Raw genomic sequence first — 23800 nt, 5'->3', positions numbered from 1 at the left:
CCGTTTCGCGGCGCTCGGGGGATCCTGAGCGCCGCGAAACGCTTTTCAAGGGGAGGAACCATGTACACCGCGGTCGTTGGGTCCCGCGTCCCGATCCGGATGTGGGCGGACCCCGCGTCGGTCGAAGACCAGGCCATGCGGCAGCTGCACAACGTCGCGAACCTGCCGTGGGTGCACGGCGTCGCCGTGATGCCCGATGTCCACTACGGCAAGGGCGCCACCGTCGGCAGCGTCATCGCCATGCGCGACGCCGTCTCGCCCGCCGCCGTCGGCGTCGACATCGGGTGCGGGATGAGCGCCGTCCGGACGTCGCTCACCGCCGCCGACCTGCCCGACGACCTCGGGAAGCTGCGCCGGCGCATCGAGTCCGCCGTGCCGGTCGGGTTCGGGCTGCACAAGACGCCGGTGAACCCGGCGAAGGTGCACGGCGTCGGTGGCTGGGACGCGTTCTGGAAGCAGTTCGGCGAGCTGCACACCGGCGTCCAGGACCTGCACGACCGGGCCGCGCGGCAGATCGGCAGCCTCGGCGGTGGCAACCACTTCATCGAGGTCTGCCTCGACGACGACGGCCGCGTCTGGCTGATGCTGCACTCGGGTTCGCGCAACATCGGCAAAGAGCTGGCCGAGCGGCACATGGCCGTCGCGCGGAAGCTCCCGCACAACGCCGACCTGCCCGACCCCGACCTCGCGGTCTTCGTCGCCGGCACGCCGGAGATGCAGGCCTACCGGCGTGACCTGTTCTGGGCGCAGGACTACGCGGCGCGCAACCGCGCCACGATGGTCGCGCTGGTGAAGCAGGCGGTGCGCGACGAGCTCCCGCAGGTGACCTTCGACGACGCGATTTCGTGCCACCACAACTACGTCGCCGAGGAAACCTACGACGGCGTCGAGCTGCTCGTCACCCGGAAGGGCGCGATCCGCGCCGGATCGGGTGACCTCGGGATCATCCCGGGCAGCATGGGGACCGGTTCGTACATCGTCCGCGGGCTGGGCAACGACTCGTCGTTCCAGTCGGCTTCGCACGGCGCCGGGCGGCGGATGTCGCGCAACAAGGCCAAGAAGCTGTTCACCGCGGACGACCTGGCGGCGCAGACGGCCGGCGTCGAGTGCCGCAAGGACTCCGGCGTGGTCGACGAGATCCCGGCGGCGTACAAGGACATCGAAACGGTGATCCGCGCGCAGACGGACCTGGTCGAGGTCGTGGCGCACCTCAAGCAGGTGGTCTGCGTCAAGGGCTGACGGTACCTTGGCGCCATGACGAGGGGTGGAACGACGGCCGCGTTGCTGGCCGCGAGCGCACTGCTGTTGAGCGGGTGCGCCGAGGTCGGCAACGCGGTCGACCAGGGGTCGAAGACCGTCGGCAAGGTGGGCGTCTGCACCGAGGCACTCGGCCTCGCGGACCTGAACCCGCTGGTCGACCCGGACAAGCTCAAGGCGCGGGCCGCGGACAAGGAGAGGCGGCTGCGCGAGCTCGCTGCGGACGTTCAGGACCAGAACGTCAAGAACGCGCTGCTCGGCATGGCCGGGTCCTACGTCGAGGTGCAGAAGGAACGCATCGAGGACGCCGGCGTCGTGGCCAACTGGGTGCAACGCAACGTCAAGAAGCTCGACGCCCTCCGCGCCGCCTGCAGCTGACCGCGGCAGGCTCGCTAGCGGCGGCTTTCGGCCAGTTCCGGTTCCGCGGCCGGGGCCGGGACGCGGCGGCGCAGCAGGCCGCCCGAGGCGATCACCAGGCCGCCGACGCCCGCCGCCACGAAGCCCCACTCCGCGCTCGAGTGGTCGATCGCGAAGCCGACCACCGGGCCGCCCACCGCCAGGCCGAGCCGGGTGAACGCGTCCTGCAGGCCCATCGCCTCGCCGCGGACCTGGGCCGGGGCGAGGCGGGAGACCGTCTCGGTCGTGGCCGCCAGCGTCGGCGCGCACAGCAGGTTCGTCGGGATCAGCGCCAGCATCAGCAGCCACCACGGGTGGTCCGCCAGGCCGACCGGCACCACCAGCAGCGCGAGCAGGAGCATCAGCACGCCCTGCGAGAGCGACCGCTTCACGACGCCGTGCACGATGCCGCCGGCGATCGATGCCACGCACATCACCGCGATGACCAGCCCGGTGACGCCGAGTTCGCCGTTCGCGCGCAGGGCCGCCAGCGTCGCCAATTCGGTGCCGACCAGCACGAACAGCGCGCCGCCCGCGATCAGGAGCGTCCCCACCAGCCGGCCGGTGAGCCAGCTCCGGAGCGGCGGCCGCGGGCCGAGCTCCTCCGCCTGGCCGGCGCCCTCGCGGATCGGCGGGTTGACCAGCCAGATCAGGAACGCCGTGCCGCCGAACAGGAGGCCGAGCGCGGTCAGCGTCCAGGTCGGGGAGAACGCCGTGATGGCCGCGATGCCGGCCGCCGGGCCGATCATGAACGTCGCTTCGATCGAGATCGTGTCCAGCGAGTAGGCCGCGCGGCGCTCCTCGAGCGGTACGAGCGTGGCCAGCACCTGCCGGGCCAGTGAGCCGGCGGGCACCGAAAGCATCCCGGCCGCGACCGCGACCACGGCGAGCGCCTCGAACGGCAGGTGCGGCGCGGCGACCCAGAACACCGTGGTGCCGATCCCGCACACCGCGACGACCGGACGCAGCCCGTACCGGTCGAAGCAGCGGCCGAGCAGCGGCGCGCCGAGGGCCATCCCCAGGGTGACGCAGCCGCCGACCAGCCCGGCGGCGCCGTAGCCGCGGCCGAGCCCGGTGACGATGTACAGCGTCATCAGCACGCCGTTCATGGTCATCGGGAGGCGCGCCAGGAACATCAGGGCCATCGTCGAGGGGACGCGGGGGACGGAGAGCACCCGGCGGTAGGGCTGCAGAGGCACGTCCTCGATGAGAACCCAAGGTGGTACGCGCGTGCAACATATTTCCGCCGCCGCGCCCCCTGGCGCCGGAAAATTATGAGAGCTACTCTCACTTGGTAGCAACTGTCAATTGGGGGTCACTATGACTCACGTACATCCCCGCAGGTGGTGGGCGCTCGGCGCGCTCGCGGTGAGCCTGCTGACCATCGGACTCGACCTGACCGTGCTCAACGTGGCCGTGCCCACGCTGGCCGTCGACCTCGGCGCCACGACCACGCAGCTGCAGTGGTTCGGCAACGCCTACACGCTGGCGCTGGCCGCGTTGCTGCTGCCGGCCGGCCTGCTCGGCGACCGGTTCGGGCCGAAGAAACTGCTGCTCGGCGCGCTCGCGGTGTTCGGGCTGGCCTCGCTGTGGTGCGCTTACGCGGGTTCGCCGGGCGAGCTGATCGCCGCCCGCGTCGGGCTCGGCGTCGGTGCCGCCTTCCTCATCCCGCTCTCGCTCTCGCTGCTGAACATCCTGTTCGCGCCGGAGGAGCGGGCGAAGGCGCTGACGACGTGGGTGCTGGCGATGTTCGCCGGCATCCCGCTCGGGCCGTTGCTCGGCGGCTGGCTGCTCGACCACTTCGCGTGGGGCTCGGTGTTCCTCATCAACGTCCCGCTGACCGCGGTCGGCGTCGCCGCGGTGCTGTTCCTCGTGCCGCTCACGCCGGGCGACGGCGGCGGCCGGATCGACTTCACCGGCATCGCGCTCTCGACGGCCGGGCTGGTCGCGCTCACCTACGGCTTCGTCCACGCCGGCGAGCACGGCTGGGCGAACCCGGTGACGTACGGTCTGATCGCGCTGGGCGCCGCGCTGCTGGCGGTGTTCTGCCGGGTGCAGACGCGGGTGGCCGCGCCGCTCACCGACCTCGCGTTGTTCCGCGAGCCGCGGTTCGTCTGGGGTGCGATGCTGGCCACCGTGGCGTCCTTCGCGCTGATGGGCCTGTTGTTCGTGCTGCCGCAGCTGTTCCAGGCGGTGCAGGGGGCCGACGCGCTGCAGACCGGCGTCCGGCTGCTGCCGCTGATCGGCGGGATGCTGGTGGCGGCGAAGATCGCCGAGCGGCTGGTCGCCGTCCTGGGCGTGCGCGCGGTCGTCGCGGGCGGGTTCGCGCTGCTCGCGGGTGGGCTGGCCTGGGGTTCGACGACGACGCCGTCGGGTGGCTACGGCGCCACCGCGGGCTGGGAGGTCGTCATCGGGCTGGGCACCGGCGCCACGCTGCCGCCGCTGATGACGATGGCGATGGGCGCGCTCACCGAAGGCCGCTCGGGCGCCGGTTCGGCGCTGATCCAGGCGTTGCGTCAGGTCGGCGGCACCATCGGGGTCGCGGTGCTGGGCACGGTGCTCAACGGCGGTTACCGCGACGGCGTCGACGTCACGGGCCTGCCGGCGCCGGTCGCCGACGCGGTGCGCGGCAGTGCCTCGGGCGCGGTCGCCGTGGCGGAGCAGCTGCACCAGCCCGGCCTGGCCGCGTCCGCCCGCGCCGCGTTCGCCGACGGGATGGCCGCGACGCTGTGGGTGTGTGCCGGCCTGACGCTCGCCGGGGCGCTGCTCGCGCTGGTGTTCCTGCCCGGGCGGGCGGCGACCGGAGTGCAGCCGCGAGAATCGGAGCATGACGTCGTCGCCGGCTGAGCCCGTAGGACTGCGCGAGCGGAAGAAGGCCAAGACGCGTGCCGCGATCCAACGGCACGCGTTGCGGCTGTTCGAGGAGCAGGGGTACAGCGCCACGACGGTGGACCAGATCGCGGCCGCGGCGGAGATCTCGCCCAGCACCTTCTTCCGGTACTTCCCGACGAAGGAGGCGACCGTGCTCTACGACCCGTTCGACCCGGTGCTCATCGAGGCCGCGGTCGCGCAGGCGCCGGAGCTGAGCCCGATCGGCGCGCTGCGGGCGACGATGAGCTTCATCCGCGAGCAGCTGCCGGCCGGGGAGTGGGAGCGGGAACGCCAGCGGCAGCGGCTCGTGTTCCGCGAGCCGGAGCTGCGCAGCGCGGTGATGGACAAGTTCGCCGAGGGCATCGACCTGCTGGCCGGGCTGGCCGCGCGGCGCACCGGCCGGGCCGTGGACGACTTCGAGGTCCGCAACTGGGCCGGCGCGGTGGTCGGCGTGGTGCTGGCCGCGTTCCTCGGCGCCGCGGCGGACCCGGAGGCCGACACCCTCGTGGTCATCGATCGGGCCGTCGCCCACCTGGACGCCAGCCTGCCGCTCTGAATTCCGGAATTGATTTCGCATTTCCGCGTCCACCTCGGAGGGAAACCGTGTGGGTGGCGATGCGAGCGTGGGGGACGCCCCGTCTGGAGCAGTCGAGACACGCGGTCCGACGGAGTGATGAAGCTAAATGATCACTGTTTACACTCGGGTGGGTTACCGGGCCGTTACATAGTGGGCGGACGCTACCAGCGGTGATCATCGGAATCGGTCATGATGATCTTCAGGGGGAAAAGCAAGATTTCGCGGTTAATCCAATGCGGGCCAGTTCGCACCATTCAGATCCGGCACGTAAGGGTGTTAAACCTTCCGAACCGGTGATCGGGTGGCTTATCTCCGACACGGGGGGTATCGATTTACCCCGTCAGGTCTCGACGCCAGGAGGTAAGGAATGAAAGCCAAGTTCGGGCGATCCATCGCCCTGGTAGCCGCCGGCAGTCTGCTGGCGGTCGCGACGGCGGGGATCGCGTCGGCGAGCCCGGAAGGGGGCAAGGGTTCCTCCAGCACCCAGGCCCTCGCCGCGCAGGTGCTCCAGATGCGTGACGACCTCACCAAGGTGGCCTACGCGGGCGACGTCGGCGCCACGCGGGCGGACCTGGGCCGGCTGAGCCCGGTCCTCGCGGACATCGCGGCCGGCAAGCGCTACACGGTCCAGACTGAGACGGGGCAGCTCGCGGGCCTCGCCAAGGGCCGCGCCGACGAGTCCACCAGGCTCCTGGCCGACCCGACGGCGAAGGCGCGCCAGCTCCCGCCGTTGCCGCTGCCGATCCCCTCGCTGCCGGACCTGCCCGGGCCGCTGAAGATCGTCAGCGACCTGGTCAAGGCCCTGCTGGCGGCCGTCACCGGGATCTTGGGCGGACTGCTCGGAGGTCTGCCGGTGCCGCCGCTGCCGTTGCCACCGCTGCCGGTACCGGGTTCGTAGCCACCGCAGGAAACAGGGGGGCCCGGAGCCCGGCCGCGGACATTCCTCCGCGCCGGGCTCCGGGTCGTTTCCACCGCCGCGGCTCGCTCGCTGTGGTTGCCCGCCGCGCCCCGCCCGCTCGCCGCTCGCGCGGAACCCTCGCCGCCGGTGCCGCGAATGACTCATTCGGGGCGTGCGATGTCCCCAATGACTCATTCGCGACGTTCGCCCGCCCGCCGCTGAGCTCGGTGCGGTTGCCCGCCGCGCCCCGCCCGCTCGCCGCTCGCGCAAAGCCCTTGCCGCCGGTGCCGCGAATGACTCATTTGGGGCGTGCGGTGTCGCCAATGAGTCATTCGCGACGTTCGCCCGCCCGCCGCTGAGCTCGCTGTGGTTGCCCGCCGCGCCCCGCCCGCTCGCCGCCCGCGCGGAACCCTCGCCGCCGGTGCTGCGAATGACTCATTTGGGGCGTGCGGTGTCCCCAATGACTCATTCGCGACGCCCGCCCGCCCGCCGCTGAGCTCGGTGCGGTTGCCCGCCGCGCCCGGCCTGCCTGCCGCCTGCGCGGAACCCCCGCCGCCGGTGCCGCGAATGACTCATTCGGGGCGTGCGATGTCCCCAATGAGTCATTCGCGACGTTCGCCCGCCGCTCGCTGCGCCCCGGCGCCTGCGGCTCGCTCGCTGTGGTTGCCCGCCGCGCCCAGCCCGCCTGCGCGAAATCCCGCCCGCGCAAAGCCCCCTCGCCGCCGGCGTCCCCGGGTCAGTGCATTTTGGACAGTCCCTGCCGCAGCGCGCCGGCCGTCTCCGCGAGCGCCTCCCGGAACCGCGTGCCCACCCCGGTGAAGTTGATGAACCCGTGGATCAGGTCCTCGTGCCGCCGCAACGCCACCTCGACCCCGGCCTCGCGCAGCTTCTCCGCGTACGCCTCACCCTCGTCGCGCAGCGGATCGAACCCCGCCGTCACCACCAGAGCCGGCGGCAGGCCGCTCAAATCCTCCGCGCGCAGCGGCGACAACCGCGGGTCCGTCAAATCCGTGCCCGACGGCACGTAGTGCCCCTCGAACCACTTCATGTGCACGTCGGTCAGGAACAGGTCCTCGGCGAACAAGTCCTGCGAGCGGTACCGCTGCGCGAAGTCCGTCGCCGGGTAGATCAGCAGCTGGAACGCCGGGACCGGGCCGCCGCGGCGCACCGCCTGCTGGGCCGTCACCGCCGCGAGGTTGCCGCCCGCGCTGTCGCCGCCCACCGCGACGCGGGCCGGGTCCGCGCCCAGGTCGCTCGCCTTCGCCACCGCGTACTCGAACGCCGCCAGCGCGTCCTCCGTCGCCGCCGGGAACGGGAACTCCGGGGCCAGGCGGTACTCGATCGACAGCACCCTGACCCCGGCGTGCTTGGCCAGGAAGCGGACGGCGTTGTCGTGGCTCGAGCGGGTGCCGATCACCCAGCCGCCGCCGTGGAAGAACACCAGCAGCGGTGACTTCTCGGGCAGTCCGACCGGCGTGTACAACGTCGCCGGCAGTCCGCCCATGCCCCCACCGCCACCCTCAACGGAGGAGCTGCGCTCCGCTGATCGATTCGTATCTGGCGTCGGCACGGCAATCTCACGCACCGAGACCGGCTCGATCGGCTTGCCGCTGACCAGGTGCCGCCCCGCGTCGAGCAGGGCCCGCGACTGCTCGACCGACCCGCGCACCAGCTCGGCCCTGGCGATCTTCTGGAGCCGGAGGAGGAGCCGGGCGTCGAGCGCGAGCTCCTGGCCGTCGATGCGGACGGGCCGGCCCGCGACCGCCCGCCGCACCGGCGCGGGCAGCCAGAACGCGAGCTGGGACGCGGCCGCCTGGGCGCGGACCGGGAGCGGGATCGCCATGGTTCCTCCATCAGCGTCGGGGCTGGAGGTGACGTTACTTGCCAGTAGGTAGCCGGTCCAGTTGTGACCAGCACCTCGGTCCCAGAGTCTGGTCCTCCAGTTAACTGGAGGGGTTAGCCTGGAAAACGTGACTTCAGCCAGGACGATCAACGTGCTCGGGATCGGCGGCTCTCTGCGTGAGGGCTCGCAGTCCGAACGTGCGCTGCAGATCGCGCTCGACGGCGCGGCGGAGGCGGGCGTCCGGACCAGGCTGCTCACCGGCCCGGAACTGGTGCTGCCGTTCTACGACGCCGGCGTCCCCGAACGCGACGAGCGCGCCACCCGGCTGGTCGAGGCCATTCGGGAGGCGGACGGCCTCATCGTCGTCTCGCCGGGCTACCACGGCGCGCTGTCCGGCCTGGTCAAGAACGCCCTGGACTACGTCGAGGACCTGCGCGAGGACCGCCGCCCCTACCTGGACGGCCGCGCGGTCGGCCTCGCCGCCGTCGCCTACGGCTGGCAGGCCGCGGTGACCACGCTCGAGCAGCTCCGCACGATCACGCACGCCCTGCGCGGCTGGGCCACCCCGCTGGGCGGCTCGATCAACTCGGCCGAGACCAAGTTCGACGAGGCCGGCGGCGCGTCGGACGAGAAGAGCGTCCGCACCCTTCGCCTGATCGGGCGGCAGGTCGCCGAGTTCGCCGTGACGCGTACCGCATGACGTTTCGCCCGGTGGCCGCCGGGTAATAAGACGACGTGATGCCTGCCATGTGGGGGCACCGTTCCGCGGATGCGGGATGTTGTGCCCAGTGAGACGCTCGCTGAGGAGCGTCCGCGACAGAAGGCAGGCTGAGCATGGGTCAGGCGATCTACACCGCGGTGGCAACGGCGCGCGGCGACGGCCGCAACGGCGAAGTGACGTCGTCGGACGGCGTCATCGACGAGTCGCTGGCCATCCCGAAGGAGATGGGCGGCCCCGGCGGGGACAAGACCAACCCCGAGCAGCTCTTCGCCGCCGGCTACTCGGCTTGCTTCCACAGCGCCCTGCAGCTGGTCGCGCGCCAGGCCAAGGTCCCGCTGACCGGCTCGACCGTGACCGCGGAGGTCAGCGTGCTCAAGCAGGAGGTCGGGTTCGGCCTCGGCGTCGCACTGAACGTCTCGCTGCCGGGTCTCGACCAGGCCCAGGCCGACCAGCTGGTCGAGCAGGCGCACCAGGTGTGCCCGTACTCGAACGCGACCCGCGGCAACATCGAGGTCGCGCTCTCCGCCACCGTCTGACCACTCAAGCCCGCACGAGTCCGAGGAAGGGATAACCAGAGATGAGCAAGTCTCCGATCAAGAGCCCGCTTTCCGAGGCCGACAAGGAGATCACCGGCAACGCCCTGCAGGCGACGCTGGTCGACCTGGTCGACCTGTCCCTCATCGCCAAGCAGGCGCACTGGAACGTCGTCGGGTCGAACTTCCGCAGTGCGCACCTGCAGCTCGACGAGCTGGTGAACACCGCGCGCCAGTACGTCGACGAGGTCGCCGAGCGCGCCAACGCCATCGGCATCTCGCCGAACGGCAAGGCGAAGACCGTCGTCGAGAGCTCGGGCGTGCCCGAGTACCCGGACAACTGGCAGTCGGTCGAGTCCACGGTCGCCGCGATCGTCGACATCCTCGCGGCGCTGATCGAGCGGCTGCGCCAGCGCATCGACGAGACCGACAAGAGCGACCTCGTCACGCAGGACCTGCTGATCGAGATCACCCGGGCGCTGGAAGAGGCGCACTGGATGTGGCAGGCCCAGCAGGCCTGATTTTCCGCCACGAAAGGGCCGTTCCGGACGGAGCGGCCCTTTTTCGTCGGTGCGGGCCAGTACGTTCGGTGGCATGGTCTTGCATCAGGGGAACGCCGATCGCCCGGACCGCGCGGGCGGGACGAATCCGTTCTACGCCGGGACGAACCCGGCACTGGCGGCGGGTTTCGTCATGCCGCACGACAAGCTGCGCGAAGACCCGCTGCCGCCGGACACCGCGCTGCAGCTGGTGCGCGACGAGCTGATGCTGGACGGCAACGCGCGGCTCAACCTCGCCACGTTCGTCACGACGTGGATGGAGCCGCAGGCGCGCGAGCTGATGGCCGAGTGCGTCGACAAGAACATGATCGACAAGGACGAGTACCCGCAGACGGCCGAGCTCGAGCGGCGCTGCGTGAACATCCTCGCCGACCTGTGGCACGCGCCGGATCCCGCGGTCGTCATGGGCTGCTCGACGACCGGTTCGTCGGAGGCCTGCATGCTCGCCGGGATGGCGCTGAAGCGGCGCTGGGCCCGCCTCGGCCGGAGCGGGAAGCCGAACCTGGTGATGGGGGCGAACGTCCAGGTCTGCTGGGAAAAGTTCTGTGAGTACTGGGAAGTCGAGCCACGACTGGTCCCGATGGAGGGCGACCGGTACCACCTGACGGCCGACGAGGCGGTGGCGCGCTGTGACGAGAACACGATCGGCGTGGTCGCCATCCTCGGCTCGACGTTCGACGGCAGCTACGAGCCGGTCGCGGAGATCGCGGCGGCGCTGGACGCCCTTGCCGACCGCACGGGCTGGGACATCCCGGTGCACGTCGACGGCGCCTCGGGCGCGATGATCGCCCCGTTCCTCGACCCGGACCTGGAGTGGGACTTCCGCCTGCCGCGCGTGGCGTCGATCAACACGTCCGGCCACAAGTACGGCCTGGTGTACCCGGGCGTCGGCTGGGTGCTCTGGCGCGACAAGGCCGCGCTGCCGTCCGAGCTGGTGTTCAACGTGAACTACCTGGGCGGCGACATGCCGACGTTCGCGCTGAACTTCTCCCGCCCGGGCGCCGAGGTCGCGGCCCAGTACTACACGTTCGTCCGGCTGGGTCGCTCCGGCTTCCAGGCGGTCCAGCAGGCTTCCCGTGACGTCGCCCTGCACCTGTCTTCGGGGATCGAGTCACTGGGCCCGTTTTCGCTGCTGACGCGCGGCGACCAGCTGCCGGTGTTCGCATTCACGACCCGCCCGGACACGGGGTTCGACGTCTTCGACGTGTCCCGAAGGCTGCGCGAGCGCGGCTGGCTGGTGCCGGCGTATACGTTCCCGGAGAACCGCACGGACCTGGCGGTGCTGCGGATCGTGGTCCGCAACGGCTTCACGCACGACCTGGCGGACCTGCTGCTGGCGGACCTGAAGCGGGTGTTGCCGGAGCTGGAGGAGCTGGGCGGCCGCCCGAAGGACCCGGCTAAGGCGACCGCGTTCCACCACTAGTGCCAGGACTTGGCGCGGGCGTACTGGTCGGGCCACCGCACGTCCGCGCCGAGTGTGTTCGCCGCGCGCAGTGGCCAGTGCGGGTCGCGCAGCAGGGCTCGGGCCAGGAACACCGCGTCCGCCTGGTCGCCGGCGATGATCTGCTCCGCCTGGTGTGGGTCGGTGATCATGCCGACCGCGCCGGTCGGCAGGCCGGCGTCGGTGCGGATGCGCTCGGCGAACGGCACCTGGTAGCCCGGGCCGACCGGGATGTCCGGGTGCGGGGTGTTGCCGCCGCTCGACGCGTCGATGAAGTCGACGCCGCGTTCGGCGAGCAGCTTCGCGAGGCGGACGGAGTCTTCGACGGTCCAGCCTCCCTCGGTCCAGTCCGTCGCCGAAAGGCGGGCGAACAGCGGGACGTCCGTGGTCGCGCGCACCGCGTCCGCGATCTCCAGCGCGAGCCGGGTGCGGCCGTCGAAGTCGCCGCCGTAGCGGTCGGTGCGGGTGTTCGACAGCGGCGACAGGAACTGGTGCACCAGATACCCGTGCGCGAAGTGCAGCTCGATGAGGTCGAAGCCGGCGTCGACGGCTCGCCGGGCCGCCTGCGCGAAGGCTTCCGGCAGCGCAGCGACCTCGTCGGTGCTCAGCGGCCGCGCGGGAGCGTAACCCCCGAAGGGCTGTGCGTCCGCTCCGACGCTCTGCCAGCCGCCCTCTTCGGGCGGGACGCTGCCCTGGCCTTCCCACGGCCGCCGGGTCGAGCCCTTGCGGCCGGCGTGGGCGAGCTGGATGCCGATGGCGGTGTCCTGGCCGTGGACGAAGCCCACGATCCGGCGCCACGCTTCGGCCTGCGCGTCGGTCCAGATGCCGGTGTCCTGCGGGCTGATCCGGCCTTCGGGCGTCACCGCGGTCGCCTCGGTCAGAACCAGCCCCGCGCCGCCGGCGGCGAACTGGCCGAGGTGCACGAGGTGCCAGTCGCCGGGTAGGCCGTCGGTGGCGGAGTACTGGCACATCGGCGACACCCAAGCGCGGTTGGGCAGCGTCAGTCCCCGGACGGTGATCGGGCTGAAGAGTCGGCTCACCTCAAGAGCAACGACACGTGCCAGGCGTCTCTTCCCGTCGCCACGGCGTCTACCGGCGGGTAACGTCGACCACATGGGTGTCGCTGCTGACGAACGCCGGGCCTTGAGCGCCCTCTTCGATGAACTCGGGCCCGACGCGCCGACCTTGTGCGACGGCTGGACCACGCGGGACCTCGCCGCGCACCTCGTCGTGCGGGAGCACCGGCCCGATGCCGCTCCCGGGATCGTCGTGCCCGCTCTGGCCGGGTACACGCAGAAGGTCCAGGACCGCTACGCCGCCAAGCCGTGGGCGAACCTGGTCGAGCAGGTGCGGCGGGGGCCGTCGAAGTTCTGGCCCACCGCGATCGGCCCGCTCGAAGAGCTCACCAACACCGCCGAATTCCTCGTCCACCACGAGGACGTCCGGCGCGCGCAGGACGGCTGGGCGCCGCGGCCCGCGGACCCCACCCGGGACGCCGCCGCCTGGAAGTCGGCGAAGCAGGCCGCCAAGCTGAACCTCCGCAAGTCACCCGTCGGCGTGACGCTGCGCACGAAGGACGGCCGCGAAGCCGCCGTCAAGACCGGGCCCGATCCGGTGACCGTCGTCGGGGAGCCGGTCGACCTGCTGCTGTTCGTCTTCGGCCGCGACGCCGTTCACCTGGACTTCGAGGGTGACGCGGCCGCCGTCACCAAGCTTCAGACGGTGAACCGGGGGCTTTAAGCTGCCACTCATGCCGATGATCAGCGTTGCCATGTTCCCCGGTCGCACGCCGGCCCAGAAGAGCGCCTTGGTCCGCGAGCTGACCGACGCCTTCGTCCGCACCTGCGGCGGCAAGCCCGAGGGTGTCCAGGTGACGCTGGTCGAGATCGGCGCCGACCACTGGGCTTCCGGCGGCGTCCTGTACTCCGAACGCTGACCTCGCCGGGAGACCGGACCGGCCTCCCGGCGAGGACGTCAGCGCAGGCCGAGGGCCCGCAGCGCGAAGTGGACCTCGATCGCGGTCTGCTTGATCGTCTCCGCGATCACCAGCGAGCCGTGGCCCGCGTCGTAGCGGTAGAACTCGTGGTGCAGCTCGCGGCCGCCGAGGCGGTCGAGGTAGTTCTCGATCTGGCGGATCGGGCAGCGCGGGTCGTTGTCGCCGGCCAGCACGAGCACCGGCGCCGTCACGGCGTCGACGTACGTGATCGGCGAGCACTCGCGGTACACCGCGGGCACGTCCTCCGGCGAACCGCCGAAGAGCGCGCGGTCGAACGAGCGCAGCTGCTCCATCTCGTCCTCGTACGCGGCGACGTAATCCGCCACCGGCACCCCGGCGACGCCCGCCGCCCACCGCGTCGGCTGCGTGCCGAGCGCGAGCAGGGACAGGTAGCCGCCCCACGAAGCGCCGTTCACGACGCACTTCGCCGGGTCGCTGAGTCCGGTTTGGACGGCCCAGTCGTGGACCGCGGCGACGTCCTCGAGCTCGGTCAGCCCGGGACGGCCCTCGATGGCGTCGCGCCAGGCCGAGCCGTAGCCGGTCGAGCCGCGGTAGTTGACCTCGACCACGGCGAACCCGGCGTCGAGCCAGGTCGCGCGGTAGGCGGAGAAGCGGTCCTCGTCCGCCGCGTGCGGGCCACCGTGCAGGGAGAACACCGTGGGCAGCGGCCCGTCCGGCGCGCCCGAAGGCCGGGAGACGAGCGCGTGGATCCGCCCGCCGACGCCTTCGACGAACGCGTCGGTCACCGGCTCCGAGCCCGGTGCCCGCTCACCCGGCGGTTCCAGGAGGATCGCGTCGGTGCCGTCGGTGGTCCGGGCCCGGACCGCGGTCGGCTCGGCGGCACTGGACCACGAGTACTCGACCGTGCCGTCCGGGCGGACGCCCGCGCCGCCGATCCGGCCGGCCGGAGTGTCCACTGAGGACAACTCCGCCGTGTCGAGGTCGTAGCGGTACAACGAACTGCGGCCCTCGTGGAAGTGGACGACCAGCAGGGCGCGTGCGTCCGGGTACCAGCCCGCGACGACCTCGCCGGGCAGGTCCAGTTCGATCTCCGTCTCGGTGTCGGTCCGGACGTCCCAGACGAGCAGCTCCTCACGGCCGCGGCGCTCGTGCAGCACCAGCAGCCGCTGGTCGCCGGGCAGTGGCGAGAATTCGAGGGCGGAGAGGCCCTTGCCTTCGCCGTCCCACTTGTCCGCGACGGCCTCGAACCCGTCGGTCGCGAGCACCCGCAGCGCGGGGTGGCGCGAGTCGCCGTGCTCGGAGTGCGAGATCGCGATCAGGCTCTCGTCGCGGGAAAGGGAGGCGATGCCGGCGTCGTCCGGGTGGCTGTAGAACCGGCGCGTCTCGCCGCCGATCCGGGCGAACAGCTCGCTGCCGTCGTCGGTCGAGACGCCGACCGCGACGAGCCGGGTGCCGATCTCGAGGCCGGCCGGATAGCCGTCGTGGACGTCCGGGACGGCCTTCTCCGGCTTGCTGCCCTCGGTCGCCGCGAACGGCTCGCGGACCCAGGAGCCGAACTCGTCGCCGTCGGTGTCGTCGAACCACCAGATCCACTCGCCGTCCGGGGACGGCGTCGAGTGCAGGGTGCCGTTGGGCCGGTCGGTGACGCGGCGGTGCTCGTCCGTCGCGCGGTTCCAGGCGTAGACCTCCCAGACGCCGCTGGCGTTGGAGACGTAGACGCATGCGTCGGGGGCGTCGCGGGCCCACTCGGGCACGGAGATGCGCGGGGCGTGGAAGCGGGCCCGCCAGCGGGCTTCGGCTTCGGCGTCGTCGAACAGCCGGTCCGGGACCACCGCGGGCGGATATTGGTTGGCTGACTGCGTGCTCACCCCTCGATCCTGCCACCTTCTGGCCGTACTGTGTGCGAGGTGCTGGAGGGTTACGCGCCGGGCTACGGGCGAGACGCGGTGTCGATGATGGCGGCGCGCACGGCGGCGGAGCGCGCGACGTTCGCCCAGCCCCTGTTCCGGCCGGGCATGTGGGTGGTCGACCTGGGCTGCGGTCCCGGCTCGATCACCCTGGGCCTGGCCGCGGAGTCCCGGGTGACCGGCGTCGACCGCGACGCGGGCCAGGTGGTGCTCGCCCGCGAGGCGGCCCGCCGGGCCGGAAGGTCCACAGTGGACTTCGTGGTCGGGTCGGCGTACGACCTGCCGTTCGCTTCCGGCAGCGTGGACGTGGCTTTCTCGCACGCGCTGTTCGAGCACCTCGCCGCTCCGGCGGACGCGCTGGCCGAGTTGCGCCGGGTACTCCGCCCCGGCGGCAGGCTGGCGTTGTCCACATCGGACTGGAGCAAGGCACGTCTGCGGCCGAAGACGGCGAACGTCGACGCCGCGCTGAGAGGCCACTACCTCCTGCGCCGCCGCGCGGGCGGCAACCCGTTCGCGGGCCGCCACATCGCGGAGGAGTGCGTCCGGGCGGGGTTCACGGAGGTGGCTTCGCGGGCGAAGTACCGCGAGGACATGAGCTATCGCGACCTGGCGAAGTACGTGGAGTCGCGGCTGGACGCGGCGATCGCGGACCCGGCGTACGCGCGCGACCGCGACCAGCTGGCCAGCGCGGCCCGTTCGGCGTGGATGTGGACGCGCGGCGGTGACGGGGATTTCAGCCAATGCTGGGTCGAGGTGACGGCCACGCGAAAGTGAACGAGAACGCGCGGCCGCGCAGGGGGTCCAGGGCGGCGAAGCCCCCTGGCGGGGGTCTGGGGGTTCGACCCCCAGAAAATACCGAGGGGGCCGCGTAGGTTCGCGCAATTTGCGAACACGCGGCCCCCAAGGACCATCTCGTCGGGGTGGCGGGATTTGAACCCACGACCTCCTCGACCCGAACGAGGCACGCTACCAAGCTGCGCCACACCCCGAGGTACTGCTTAACGGGTCGTGGAGAAGTCTAGCGGACGCTGTCGCGGGCTTTGCGGGGGGCCGACTTATGGGGCTCGGACGACCCCGATCCGCGCGGGACCAGCGTCAACAGGCTCGCCTCCGGCGGGCAGGCGAACCGGGCCGGCGCCCACGGCGACGTCCCCAAGCCGGCCGAGACGTGCAGCCACATGTGCGCCCCCCACCGGGAGGCGCCGCGGGCCCGGCTGCGATCCAGGTCACAGTTGGTGACGATCGCGCCGTAACCCGGCAGCCGGAGCTGGCCGCCGTGGGTGTGGCCGGCCAGGACGAGGTCGTAACCGTCCGTGGCGAACGTGTCGAGCACCCGCGGCTCCGGCGAGTGCGTCACGCCCAGGCGGACGGCCGCGCCGCTGTCGGCCGGGCCCGCGATGTCGGCGTAGCGGTCGCGGCGCAGGTGCGGGTCGTCGACGCCGGCCGCGAACACCCGCTGCCCGCCGACGTCGATCGTGCGGCGGACGTGCGTGAGGTCGGTCCAGCCGTGCTCGACGAACGCCGCGCGCAGGTCGCGCCACGGCAGCTGGACGCCGTGGATGCGCTTCTTCTTGCCCTGCGGCATCAGGTAGCGGGCCGGGTTCTTCGGCTTGGGCGCGTAGTAGTCGTTGCTGCCGAAGACGAACACACCCGGCCGGTCGAGCAGCGGGCCCAGCGCGCGCAGCACCGCCGGGACGGCCGTCCGGTGCGACAGGTTGTCGCCGGTGTTGACGACCAGGTCCGGGTTCAGCTCGTCGAGCGCGGCGACCCAGCGCTGCTTGCTGTGGTGACCGGGCAGCATGTGCAGGTCCGAGACGTGCAGGATGGTGAACGGCCGCGAACCGGGCGCCAGCACCGGCAGTTCGGCGGTGCGGAGGGTCCAGCGGCGCCGTTCGATCCCGACGGCGTAACCGAGGGTCGCGGCGCCGAGCGCCACCGTCCCCGCGGCGAGGCGCGCCACCGTCGCCCCCGACGTGCGTGTGTTACTGAGCGTGCTCACAAACTCCAGGATACGTGCTCAACAGTTGGATGACTTCGCCGCCGTTACGGGGAACCTGGCGCTTAGCATTTGCGTCGGCCCGAAGACGGGAAACAGGCCGGGGGGCTTGGGGAGAACGATGGAGCAGTTCGGGCCGTACCGGATCGAAGGCCTGCTCGGCCGCGGCGGCATGGGCGAGGTCCACCGCGTGTACGACACCGCGCACGACCGCGTCGTCGCGCTGAAGCTGTTGTCCGAGCCCTTCGTCACCGACGAAGCCTTCCGCGCGCGGTTCCGGCGCGAGTCGCAGATCGTCGCGCGGCTGCGGGAGCCGCACGTGATCCCGATCCACGCTTACGGCGAGATCGACGGCCGCCTGTACCTCGACATGCGGCTCGTCGAAGGCCGTGACCTGAAGGAAGTGCTGGCCGACGGCCCGCTCGACCCCGCGCGGGCCGCCGGGATCGTGACGCAGGTCGCGGGGGCGCTCGACGCCGCTCACGTGGACGGCCTCGTGCACCGCGACGTCAAGCCGTCGAACGTGCTCGTGACGAGCGCGGACTTCGTGTACCTGGTGGACTTCGGCATCGCCCGGTCGATGACGGCGGAAGGGACGTCGATCACCGGCACCGGCAACGTGATCGGCACCCTCGACTACATGGCGCCGGAACGCTTCGGCGACGCGCCGATCACCGGTCTCGTCGACGTCTACGCGCTGGCGTGCGTGTTCTTCGAGTGCCTGACCGGCCACCGCCCGTTCCCGGCGGAGGGCGCGGCCGCGCAGATGGGCGCGCACCTGACCGCGCCGCCGCCGGTGCTTTCGCGGGCGCGGCCGGGGCTCCCGCCGGCCCTCGACGCCGTGCTGGCGCGCGGCATGGCGAAGAACCCGGCCGACCGGTACCCGACGGCGGGGGCGTTCGCCGACGCCGTCCGGGCGGCCCTCACCGCACCGGCCCCGCCGATCCCGACGTGGCAGAAGACGTTGCCGGGCTTCGTGGCGCACGCCGCCCCGGCGCCGACGACCCCGCCACGGCCGATGCCGCTCCCGACCGCGCCGCACCCGGGCCCGGGCCCGTTCACCGGGCCTCCGCGGGTGGCCGGGCCGGCCGCGAAGCCCCCGAAGCCGCAGCGGAACCGGTGGATCGCGCTGTGCGCGGTGCTGGCGGGCGTCGTCGTGGTGGCGCTGGTGATCACGTACGTCGTCACGCGGGACCGGACGACCCAGACGGGCGGTCCCGGCCCGACGGATCCCTCGATCACCGGCGAAACGTCGGCACCGCCGTCGGAAACCTCGACCGGGCAATCGTCCACTTCGGAATCCCCGAAGTCTTCGGAAGCGAAGCCGGCGCACGACGACCGCCTGGCCGCCGCGGTGCCGCCGATCTACCGGACGTGCACCGACGCGGCGGCGCCCGCCGGAGCGGTGGCGGCGGTCGAGTGCGGCGGTTCGACGGTCGGCGACGTCCGGATCGGCAACGTCTGGTTCGCGGAGCCGACCGGTGCGCGCTTCCTCCGCTTCGCCGACGCCGCGGCGATGGACGCGTTCTTCCAGAACATCGTGAAGGCCCAAGGTCTCACCCGCAACGACGCCCAAGGCGCGTGCCGCCCGGAGAAGTACCCCAAGATCTGGGGCACGTACTACCGGGCGGAGGTCCCCAACCCGGTCCCGGGCGAGTACCTGACCTGCTTCCTGGGCGACCCGGCCCAGCTGGTGTGGACGGAGAAGAAGAACCTCGTGGCGGGCATCCTGCTGTCCACGAAGGTCACCACGAACGACGACCTCGACAAGCTCTACCAGTGGTGGAACACGGAAATCCTGTCGGAGATGCCGCAGAGCTGAAAGCCGGAGGGCCCCGCGACGTCCGCGGGGCCCTCCGGCTTTCAGCGGGCGCCGCCGCCCATGTACTTCGGATCCGGTTGGGGCAGGTCCATCGTCGGCTGCCCCTCCATGATGTTCTTCATCGCGCCGAACCACGTCCGGGCCGGTGACCGGCCACCGAAGATGGTGCCGGTCGGGCACACGCGGACGTTGCCCGGGCCGGCGTCGCAGATACCGCCCTGGCCGCCGCCGAACTTGAACGTCATCGCCGCGCCCGCCAGCTGCGGGGTGCCGCCGACGAACGTCGCCGAGACGTTGCCCTGGGTGGTGCCCGTCTTGCCGATCATCGGGCGGTTCCAGCCGACGCCGCTGGCCGCCTGGAACGACGTGCCGCCCGGCTGGTCGTCCTTGCTCATGCCCACCGCGAGCGTGTTCGCCAGTGGCTCGGGCACGGCCTGCTCGCAGGGCGCTTCCTTGATCGGCACCGGTTTCCCGTTGCGGTCGGTGACCGCGCTGATCGGCGTCGGCGGGCACCAGACGCCGCCGGAGAGGATCGTCGCCGCCACGTTGCCGAGCTCCAGGCCGCTCAGCGGGCTGAAGCCCAGCGTGAACGCGCCGAAGCCGGGGTTGGCCCCGCGCGGGCCGTAGTACTCGGCCTGGCTCAGCCGCTTCGCTTCCGATTCGGCCTTCGGGTCGACGGTGCCGCCGCCGATGTTGCTCGCCATCGTGTCGCGCATGCCCAGCCGCCTGGCCATGTCGATGCCGGGGGCCGTGCTGCCGAGCCGGTCTTCGAGCTCGACGAACGTGGTGTTCGGCGACGTCGCCAGCGCGGTCTGGATCGTCGCGCCCTCGGCGATGCGGCTGTAGTCACCGGCGTTGCCGACGCAGTACCAGTTCGAATTGGCCGGCGGGCCGGTCTTCGGACAGGTCTTCGCGCCACCGGTGAACACGTGCGAGATGTAGTTTTCGGGCACCTGCACCGGTGTGAAGATGCCGGCGACGCCCTTCTCCAGCGCCGCCGCCGTGGTGAAGATCTTGTACGTCGACCCCGCACCACCGGTGTTGTAGACACCCGCGGGCAGCGCATACGTCGTCTGCCCGGCGTCCTGGTTCTGCCCGTAGTCGCGGTTCGCCGCCAGCGCCACCACTTCGTGCCGGTCCTTGCCCGGTTTGATCAGCGACAGCGTGTTCGCGATGTACGGCTGGGTCTTCTTGACCTGCGCCTCCGCCGAGACCTTCGCCTCGTGGTTGGCGCGCTCGTCCAGCGTGCTCTTGATCGTGTAGCCGCCGGAGTAGAGCTGGTCCTTCGTCATCCCGCCGGCCTTGAGGAGGTAGTCCTCGACGTACTGGCAGAAGAACCCGGCCTCCGGGCCGGCGCCGATGCAGTTGGCCGGCGGCTTCTTCGGGCCGTCCGCGACCACGCCCAGCGGCTCACCCTTGAAGCGGTCCGCGTCGGCCTTCGCCAGCTTCTTGTTGTCGACCATCCGGTCGAGCACCAGGTTACGGCGCGCGGTGGCCTTGTCCGGGTGGTTCCACGGGTCGTTGTTGATCGGGTTGTTCACCAGGCCGGCCAGCAGTGCGGCCTGCGGCACGGTGAGCTTCTCCGGCGTCGTGTCGAAGTACGCGTGCGCCGCCGCGCCGATCCCGAAGATCTGCCGGGAGAATTCGACGATGTTGAGGTAGTTGGCCAGGATCTGCTGCTTGCTCAGCTTCGTCTCGAGGTTGATCGCGATCCGCGCTTCCTTGAGCTTGCGCGAGATCGACTGCTCCTGGGCCTTCTTCTGGCCGATCGGGTCGTTCCGGTAGACGACGTTGATCAGGTAGTTCTTGGTGAGCTGCTGGGTCAGCGTCGAGGCGCCCTGGGTGTCGGCGCCGGTGCTGTTGCTGACGGCCGCGCGCAGCGTGCCCTGCCAGTCGACCCCGTGGTGCTCGTAGAACCGCTTGTCCTCGACCGAAACCAGGGCCCACTTCATGGCCTCGTTGATCTGGTTCTCGGTGATCGGCAGCCGGTACTGGCTGTAGAGGGTCGCGATGGGCTTGCCGGTGCTGTCGGTGACCGTCGTCACCAGCGGCGGCGGGATGTCCGCGAGGTCGGAGGAAGTCTTCTCCACCGTCTCGCTCGCCTGGTTCGACATGACGCCGGCCGCCCCCACGACGGGGAAGAGCATGCCGGCGACGAGCACCCCCGCGAGCAGACAGAGGCCGATGAGCTTGAACAAACCATCCGCTTTTCGCACGAGGGCCAGGCTACCCGGAACGGATCAGGCGCCGGTGACGCCGTGTCTCCGAAGGTGTGAAATCAGTGACAAAACAGCCCCCCTTCGGTGACAACTGGTAACGGAAGGCATTCTGGGTCTCGACGGGGGGAACCGACGGCCCCTACAGTCCGTCAACGTCTCACGAAGACAAGCCGTCGGATGGATCAACGCGGGTGGGAGCTCGCCTGGTCCGAACGGCGGCACCGGCACCGGGGAGGTGCCCGGGTAACCGACGTGAGCTGAGGGAGACACGCTCGCGGGGGCAAGGGAGCGCAGTGCCTTTCCCCGCTGGTGCGTCGATCACCAGGGTAGGGAGCTGGGGGTATGGAAACCAACCAGTCGAGCTGGCGAATCAACGCGTCCTGCCGGGACGCCGATCCGGACGGCCTGTTCGTCCGGGGTGCGGAGCAGAACCGGGCGAAAGCCGTCTGCATGGGCTGCCCGGTCCGCACGGAATGCCTCGCCGAAGCGCTCGACGGCCGGATCAACTTCGGCGTCTGGGGTGGCATGACCGAACGGGAACGGCGGGCCCTGCTGCGCCGCCGTCCCGACGTGGAGAGCTGGGCCGACCTGCTCGAAGCGGCCAAGCGGGACGCGGAGGAACGCGTCTCGGTCGGCTGAGCCGGGCTGCGGGTGGCGCGGTCCTGCTGCCGCGCCGCCCGTACCGCTCAGCCCGCGAGCTTCACGCCGATGTCGCGCAGGCCGTCGAGGTCGTGGACGTCGCCGGCCAGGGCCGGCACCTTCGCCAGCGCCACCTCTGGGTGCGCCCGGGTGAACCGGGCCAGCAGCCGCTCCTCGCGGGCCGCCAGCCCGACCCGGTCGGCGTGCAGCCGCAGCACCGCCTCGGCCAAGGGGGCGTTCTGCAGCGACTCGGCCGCGGCCAGTGCCTCCGTGCCGGACAGCTTCGCGAGCACCGGGTGCGTCCGGTTCGCGATCAGCCCGGCCAGCGGCATCGACTCCGAGGACAGCCGCTCCACGAAGTAGGACGCCTCGCGCAGCGCGTCCGGCTCCGGCGCGGCGACGACGAGGAACGACGTCCCGGACGAACGCAGCAGCTCCGCCGTCTTGCGGGCGCGCTCGCGGAAGCCGCCGAACATGCTGTCGAAGGCCTGCATGAACGCCGACGCGTCGGTGAGCAGCTGGCCGCCGATGATCGTCGACACGGCCTTGGCGAACATCGAGAACCCGGCGTTGACGACCTTGCGCAGACCCCAGCCGCCCGCCTTCGCCGGAGCGGTGAGCAGCCGGATCATCCGGCCGTCCAGCGCGCTCGACAGCCGGGTCGGCGCGTCGAGGAAGTCCAGAGCCGACCGGCTCGGCGGGGTGTCGACGATGATCAGGTCCCACTCGCCGGTGGCCGCGAGCTGGCCCAGCTTCTCCATCGCCATGTACTCCTGCGTGCCGGAGAACGACGTGGAAATCGTCTGGTAGAAGGGGTTCTGGAGCAGCTGCTCGGCGCGTTCCGGGCCGGCGTGCACGCGCACCATGTCGTCGAAGGTGCGGCGCATGTCGAGCATCATCGCCCAGAGCTCGCCCTTCGGCTCGAACCCCTCGACGTGCACCCGCTTCGGGTGGTTGCCGAGTTCGCGCAGGCCGAGCGCCTGCGCCAGCCGCCGCGCGGGGTCGATCGTCAGCACCACGGTCTGGCGGCCGCGCTCGGCCGCGCGCAGGGCGAGCGCCGCGGCCGTGGTCGTCTTGCCGACGCCGCCGGAGCCGCAGCAGACGATCACGCGGCTTTCCGGGTCGTCGAGCAGCGCGTCGATGTCGATGGTGGTCACAACCGCACCCCCTGGTCGGTCAGGGCTTCGGCCAGGTCGTAGAGGGCCGCGACGTCGACGCCTTCGGTCAGGTCCGGCAGCTCCAGGGTCGGCAGGTCGGCCTCGGCGAGCTGCTCGCGCGCCCGCTGCTCGGCGGCTACCCGCACGGCGTGTTCGACAGTCTCTTCCACGAGCGCGTCCAAAGTGTCTTCCGGCAGCTTCAGGCCGGCCGAAGCGAGCCCGTCGCGGACGCGGGAGGCGTCGACGCGCCCGTCGGCGGCGGCGGTCACCGACCGGGCGGGCAGCCGCGGCGGCCGGACCCGGTTGACCAGCACCGCACCGGGGCGCAGGTCGGCGCCGTCCAGCTCGGCCACGGCCTCGACGGTCTCGCGGACCGGCATCTCCTCCAGCAGCGTGGCCAGGTGGACCGCGGTCTCGCCGGAGTGCAGCAGCCGCACCACGCCCTCGGCCTGGCCGCGGATCGGGCCGGTCTTCGCGAGGTCGGTCAGGGCCTTGGTGACGTCGAGGAACTTGACGACCCGGCCGGTCGGCGGCGAGTCGACGACGACGGCGTCGTAGGTGTGCCGCCCGTCGGACTCCGTGCGGCCGACGCACTCCTTGATCTTCCCGGTGAGCAGGACGTCCCGCAGGCCCGGGGCGAGGGTGGTGGCGAACTCGATCGCGCCCATCCGCCGCAGCGTCCGGCCGGCGAAGCCCAGGTTGTAGAACATTTCGAAGTACTCGAGCAGCGCGGCCTCGACGTCGATGTGCAGCGCGCGCAGCTCGCCGCCACCCGGGACGGACGCGATGCGCTGCTCGGCGTACGGCAGCGGCTCGGTGTCGAAGAGCTGGGCGATGCCCTGCCGGCCCTCGACCTCGATGAGCAGCACCCGACGGCCTTCGCGGGCGAGCGCGAGGCCGAGCGCGGCGGCGAGCGTCGTCTTGCCCGTCCCGCCCTTGCCGGTGACGAAGTGCAGCCGGGCGCGGGCAAGCTCGTCGGTCCAGCCGGCATGGGAAATGGTCACTT

The 23800-nt window shown here is 71.5% G+C and carries 23 protein-coding genes and 1 tRNA gene; 15 read left to right on the top strand and 9 right to left on the bottom strand.

Annotation, left to right across the window (positions count from 1 at the left end):
* Positions 1-60: 60 nt before the first annotated feature.
* Both H5965_RS10005 and H5965_RS10000 read left to right on the top strand, forming a co-directional pair.
* Positions 61-1239 carry an RtcB family protein gene (locus H5965_RS10005; protein ID WP_310969245.1) on the top strand — a complete coding sequence of 393 codons (1179 nt, stop codon included), beginning with the start codon at positions 61-63 and terminating at the stop codon, positions 1237-1239.
* Between the two features lie 15 nt (positions 1240-1254).
* Positions 1255-1635 carry a hypothetical protein gene (locus H5965_RS10000; RefSeq protein WP_310969243.1) on the top strand — a complete coding sequence of 127 codons (381 nt, stop codon included), beginning with the start codon at positions 1255-1257 and terminating at the stop codon, positions 1633-1635.
* A gap of 14 nt (positions 1636-1649) precedes the next feature.
* On the opposite strand, the gene H5965_RS09995 is transcribed toward H5965_RS10000, so the two are convergent.
* Complete coding sequence (locus H5965_RS09995; protein WP_310969681.1) at positions 1650-2789, bottom strand: MFS transporter; 1140 nt, start codon at positions 2787-2789, stop codon at positions 1650-1652.
* Between the two features lie 184 nt (positions 2790-2973).
* On the opposite strand from H5965_RS09995, the gene H5965_RS09990 reads away from it, so the two are divergent.
* From H5965_RS09990 to H5965_RS09975, 4 genes are all read left to right on the top strand, one after another.
* Positions 2974-4500: a DHA2 family efflux MFS transporter permease subunit gene (locus tag H5965_RS09990; RefSeq protein ID WP_310969241.1), complete on the top strand. Its 1527-nt coding sequence runs from the start codon at positions 2974-2976 to the stop codon at positions 4498-4500.
* The gene (locus tag H5965_RS09985) at positions 4481-5080 is read left to right on the top strand and encodes a TetR family transcriptional regulator (RefSeq protein ID WP_310969239.1); all 600 of its coding nucleotides are present in this window, start codon (positions 4481-4483) and stop codon (positions 5078-5080) included. Before H5965_RS09990 ends, H5965_RS09985 begins: the two co-directional genes overlap by 20 nt.
* A 191-nt stretch (positions 5081-5271) precedes the next feature.
* Complete coding sequence (locus H5965_RS09980; protein ID WP_310969237.1) at positions 5272-5472, top strand: hypothetical protein; 201 nt, start codon at positions 5272-5274, stop codon at positions 5470-5472.
* Complete coding sequence (locus tag H5965_RS09975) at positions 5469-5999, top strand: hypothetical protein (protein ID WP_310969235.1); 531 nt, start codon at positions 5469-5471, stop codon at positions 5997-5999. The genes H5965_RS09980 and H5965_RS09975 overlap by 4 nt, the downstream gene beginning before the upstream one ends.
* 736 nt (positions 6000-6735) lie before the next feature.
* On the opposite strand, the gene H5965_RS09970 is transcribed toward H5965_RS09975, so the two are convergent.
* Entirely contained in the window at positions 6736-7842 is a 1107-nt protein-coding gene (locus tag H5965_RS09970; protein ID WP_310969233.1) for an alpha/beta hydrolase, read from the bottom strand.
* Between the two features lie 151 nt (positions 7843-7993).
* Between H5965_RS09970 and H5965_RS09965 the strand changes: the two genes are divergently transcribed.
* The 4 genes from H5965_RS09965 (at position 7994) to H5965_RS09950 (ending at position 11079) form a co-directional block, all read left to right on the top strand.
* Positions 7994-8542: an NADPH-dependent FMN reductase gene (locus tag H5965_RS09965; protein WP_396136889.1), complete on the top strand. Its 549-nt coding sequence runs from the start codon at positions 7994-7996 to the stop codon at positions 8540-8542.
* 134 nt (positions 8543-8676) lie between these two features.
* The gene (locus H5965_RS09960; RefSeq protein WP_310969230.1) at positions 8677-9099 is read left to right on the top strand and encodes an organic hydroperoxide resistance protein; all 423 of its coding nucleotides are present in this window, start codon (positions 8677-8679) and stop codon (positions 9097-9099) included.
* Positions 9100-9140: 41 nt separating this feature from the next.
* The gene (locus H5965_RS09955; protein ID WP_176174268.1) at positions 9141-9617 is read left to right on the top strand and encodes a Dps family protein; all 477 of its coding nucleotides are present in this window, start codon (positions 9141-9143) and stop codon (positions 9615-9617) included.
* 73 nt (positions 9618-9690) lie between these two features.
* Complete coding sequence (locus H5965_RS09950; protein WP_310969227.1) at positions 9691-11079, top strand: glutamate decarboxylase; 1389 nt, start codon at positions 9691-9693, stop codon at positions 11077-11079.
* On the opposite strand, the gene H5965_RS09945 is transcribed toward H5965_RS09950, so the two are convergent.
* A complete protein-coding gene (locus H5965_RS09945) occupies positions 11076-12137 on the bottom strand; it encodes an NADH:flavin oxidoreductase/NADH oxidase (RefSeq protein WP_310969225.1) in 1062 nt (353 codons plus the stop codon). The two genes, H5965_RS09950 and H5965_RS09945, sit on opposite strands and share 4 nt — an antisense overlap.
* Before the next feature lie 73 nt (positions 12138-12210).
* Between H5965_RS09945 and H5965_RS09940 the strand changes: the two genes are divergently transcribed.
* Positions 12211-12837 carry a TIGR03085 family metal-binding protein gene (locus tag H5965_RS09940; protein ID WP_310969224.1) on the top strand — a complete coding sequence of 209 codons (627 nt, stop codon included), beginning with the start codon at positions 12211-12213 and terminating at the stop codon, positions 12835-12837.
* Between the two features lie 10 nt (positions 12838-12847).
* Entirely contained in the window at positions 12848-13033 is a 186-nt protein-coding gene (locus H5965_RS09935; protein ID WP_086840847.1) for a tautomerase family protein, read from the top strand.
* Between the two features lie 38 nt (positions 13034-13071).
* On the opposite strand, the gene H5965_RS09930 is transcribed toward H5965_RS09935, so the two are convergent.
* Positions 13072-14922 (bottom strand): prolyl oligopeptidase family serine peptidase, encoded by a 1851-nt coding sequence (locus H5965_RS09930; protein WP_310969222.1) that lies wholly within the window; start codon positions 14920-14922, stop codon positions 13072-13074.
* A gap of 39 nt (positions 14923-14961) precedes the next feature.
* Here H5965_RS09930 and H5965_RS09925 point away from each other — a divergent pair, with 39 nt between their 5' ends.
* The gene (locus H5965_RS09925) at positions 14962-15735 is read left to right on the top strand and encodes a methyltransferase domain-containing protein (protein WP_310969221.1); all 774 of its coding nucleotides are present in this window, start codon (positions 14962-14964) and stop codon (positions 15733-15735) included.
* 141 nt (positions 15736-15876) lie between these two features.
* Here the strand turns inward: H5965_RS09925 and H5965_RS09920 are convergent.
* Positions 15877-15950, bottom strand: a tRNA-Pro gene (locus H5965_RS09920).
* Positions 15951-15979: 29 nt separating this feature from the next.
* The gene (locus H5965_RS09915; RefSeq protein ID WP_310969680.1) at positions 15980-16921 is read right to left on the bottom strand and encodes a metallophosphoesterase; all 942 of its coding nucleotides are present in this window, start codon (positions 16919-16921) and stop codon (positions 15980-15982) included.
* A gap of 157 nt (positions 16922-17078) precedes the next feature.
* Here H5965_RS09915 and H5965_RS09910 point away from each other — a divergent pair, with 157 nt between their 5' ends.
* Positions 17079-18779 (top strand): serine/threonine-protein kinase, encoded by a 1701-nt coding sequence (locus H5965_RS09910; protein WP_310969220.1) that lies wholly within the window; start codon positions 17079-17081, stop codon positions 18777-18779.
* 41 nt (positions 18780-18820) lie between these two features.
* Here the strand turns inward: H5965_RS09910 and H5965_RS09905 are convergent, their stop codons facing one another.
* Positions 18821-20995 (bottom strand): transglycosylase domain-containing protein, encoded by a 2175-nt coding sequence (locus H5965_RS09905; protein ID WP_310969219.1) that lies wholly within the window; start codon positions 20993-20995, stop codon positions 18821-18823.
* 345 nt (positions 20996-21340) lie between these two features.
* On the opposite strand from H5965_RS09905, the gene H5965_RS09900 reads away from it, so the two are divergent.
* Positions 21341-21637, top strand: coding sequence for a WhiB family transcriptional regulator (locus H5965_RS09900; RefSeq protein WP_310969217.1), 297 nt, complete (start codon positions 21341-21343; stop codon positions 21635-21637).
* 47 nt (positions 21638-21684) lie between these two features.
* Here H5965_RS09900 and H5965_RS09895 read toward each other — a convergent pair whose 3' ends face one another.
* Together H5965_RS09895 and H5965_RS09890 are read right to left on the bottom strand one after the other, a co-directional pair.
* Positions 21685-22794 carry an ArsA family ATPase gene (locus H5965_RS09895; protein WP_310969216.1) on the bottom strand — a complete coding sequence of 370 codons (1110 nt, stop codon included), beginning with the start codon at positions 22792-22794 and terminating at the stop codon, positions 21685-21687.
* Positions 22791-23798, bottom strand: coding sequence for an ArsA-related P-loop ATPase (locus H5965_RS09890; protein ID WP_310969214.1), 1008 nt, complete (start codon positions 23796-23798; stop codon positions 22791-22793). The genes H5965_RS09895 and H5965_RS09890 overlap by 4 nt, the downstream gene beginning before the upstream one ends.
* Positions 23799-23800: the final 2 nt, after the last annotated feature.

The organism is Amycolatopsis sp. 505 (assembly GCF_031625235.1).
Taxonomy (GTDB): Bacteria; Actinomycetota; Actinomycetes; order Mycobacteriales; family Pseudonocardiaceae; genus Amycolatopsis.
This window is presented reverse-complemented; position numbering and strand designations above follow the sequence as displayed.

What these genes read in the sequence shown, in the direction of transcription:
- H5965_RS10005 (WP_310969245.1), top strand. Translation starts at nt 61, where the DNA reads ATGTACACCGCGGTCGTTGGGTCCCGCGTCCCGATCCGGATGTGGGCG.
- H5965_RS10000 (WP_310969243.1), top strand. Translation starts at nt 1,255, where the DNA reads ATGACGAGGGGTGGAACGACGGCCGCGTTGCTGGCCGCGAGCGCACTG.
- H5965_RS09995 (WP_310969681.1), bottom strand. Translation starts at nt 2,789, where the DNA reads ATGTTCCTGGCGCGCCTCCCGATGACCATGAACGGCGTGCTGATGACG.
- H5965_RS09990 (WP_310969241.1), top strand. Translation starts at nt 2,974, where the DNA reads ATGACTCACGTACATCCCCGCAGGTGGTGGGCGCTCGGCGCGCTCGCG.
- H5965_RS09985 (WP_310969239.1), top strand. Translation starts at nt 4,481, where the DNA reads ATGACGTCGTCGCCGGCTGAGCCCGTAGGACTGCGCGAGCGGAAGAAG.
- H5965_RS09975 (WP_310969235.1), top strand. Translation starts at nt 5,469, where the DNA reads ATGAAAGCCAAGTTCGGGCGATCCATCGCCCTGGTAGCCGCCGGCAGT.
- H5965_RS09970 (WP_310969233.1), bottom strand. Translation starts at nt 7,842, where the DNA reads ATGGCGATCCCGCTCCCGGTCCGCGCCCAGGCGGCCGCGTCCCAGCTC.
- H5965_RS09960 (WP_310969230.1), top strand. Translation starts at nt 8,677, where the DNA reads ATGGGTCAGGCGATCTACACCGCGGTGGCAACGGCGCGCGGCGACGGC.
- H5965_RS09955 (WP_176174268.1), top strand. Translation starts at nt 9,141, where the DNA reads ATGAGCAAGTCTCCGATCAAGAGCCCGCTTTCCGAGGCCGACAAGGAG.
- H5965_RS09950 (WP_310969227.1), top strand. Translation starts at nt 9,691, where the DNA reads ATGGTCTTGCATCAGGGGAACGCCGATCGCCCGGACCGCGCGGGCGGG.
- H5965_RS09940 (WP_310969224.1), top strand. Translation starts at nt 12,211, where the DNA reads ATGGGTGTCGCTGCTGACGAACGCCGGGCCTTGAGCGCCCTCTTCGAT.
- H5965_RS09935 (WP_086840847.1), top strand. Translation starts at nt 12,848, where the DNA reads ATGCCGATGATCAGCGTTGCCATGTTCCCCGGTCGCACGCCGGCCCAG.
- H5965_RS09910 (WP_310969220.1), top strand. Translation starts at nt 17,079, where the DNA reads ATGGAGCAGTTCGGGCCGTACCGGATCGAAGGCCTGCTCGGCCGCGGC.
- H5965_RS09900 (WP_310969217.1), top strand. Translation starts at nt 21,341, where the DNA reads ATGGAAACCAACCAGTCGAGCTGGCGAATCAACGCGTCCTGCCGGGAC.